Source organism: Paenibacillus zanthoxyli JH29, from assembly GCF_000520715.1.
GTDB lineage: Bacteria > Bacillota > Bacilli > Paenibacillales > Paenibacillaceae > Paenibacillus_AQ > Paenibacillus_AQ zanthoxyli.
Map to the genome: position 1 here is coordinate 1 of NZ_ASSD01000146.1, position 1,248 is coordinate 1,248.

The following is a 1,248-nucleotide window of genomic DNA, read 5'->3' on the forward strand; positions in this document are numbered from 1 at the left end:
TGGGATGACTCCAGTTTAATTAAGGGGCCTAGGAGATTCTGCATCTTTTGGCCGCCTGAGAATAGCTATGCATAACATGCCTACGGAAATACAGGTTTTTCTCCACTCTGCCTCAAATTCAGTCAGAACAGCCTTAAATTCCTGTAGTGATTGCAGGTTTTCTTTGAGAAAAAACGTTTTTGATCGAAAAAAGCTGCACTTTCTCCCTAATTCCTAACTTAGTTTGATCGAGGAATTGCCCAATAGAAAAGCAAAAGCCAGCAAGTCTCCAATAACCGAAAGACTTGCTGGCTTCTTAACTTTTTTAGGAAGGCGGCCGTACCGCAGGTATATTCACTTATGGGACATCTCCATTTTTCTAATCACAGCACCGCAGCTTACATTTCACATTCCGCACCCTGCACCTCATAACCCCGCTTACCACGATCCGCGTCTGTACTGGAATCCGCCAATCTCAGCACCTTGGCTTCCGCTGCCGCGCGCATTCAGCAGACTGTACAGCGTCGCATAGATGACCAGCAGCACAAGGGCAATGAACAGGGTGAAAAAGACGGACTGGCGATTCACGCTGTCCAGCATAAGTTGATACAGCCTGTGCCTGTCGGTTAGCACATCCCAGCTGTTGAGGCGGTATACCCGGCCTAGCAATACTCCATACCCGCCAAGGATGCAAGCGGCGAGCACAAAGACCCAGGACAGCAGCAGATTCGATTTGCGCCAGATCACCGTCTGGAACTGGTACAGTGAGAAGAACCCGGTCAGCCAGGCGGTCCAGGTGAACAGCAGCAGCATAGTCAGGTCATACCAGAACCGGCTCTGGACGACGCCGCCAACAATATAAATCCCACTGCGGTTCGTCAAATGAAGCAGATCGGTCATAATATACGGGGCATTGGGGAAAAAGACCAGCCAAGCCGCTCCCAGCGGAAGCAGCAGCAGACTATGCGCATCCCGTCTGTATAGCGCATGCGCCGCCAGCGAGAAAAGAAACGGCAGCCAGGCCAAAAACAAATTCCAGATCAAAAACTTGTAGAAATCATCGGTCCTCAGCGAAACGATGCCATATACGGCCAGCGTTGCCAGAGTGAGTCCGGCAAGCATCAGAAATACCTTCGGATAATTCAGTTCTTTCATCAGCAACCTTCTCCTTATCAGCAATATTTCCATATATTATCCCATTGTACAAAGAAGGAGAACCCGAGTCCACCCGATATGACCTGTGTACTGGTCCGTTCGGCCTTCAAGCTA

General features: G+C 49.7%; 1 protein-coding gene. It reads right to left on the minus strand.

The window, feature by feature from the left end:
• Positions 1 to 417 precede the first annotated feature (417 nt).
• Positions 418 to 1,134, minus strand: coding sequence for a DUF1361 domain-containing protein (locus L691_RS0105805; protein WP_025689335.1), 717 nt, complete (start codon positions 1,132 to 1,134; stop codon positions 418 to 420).
• Positions 1,135 to 1,248 lie beyond the last annotated feature (114 nt).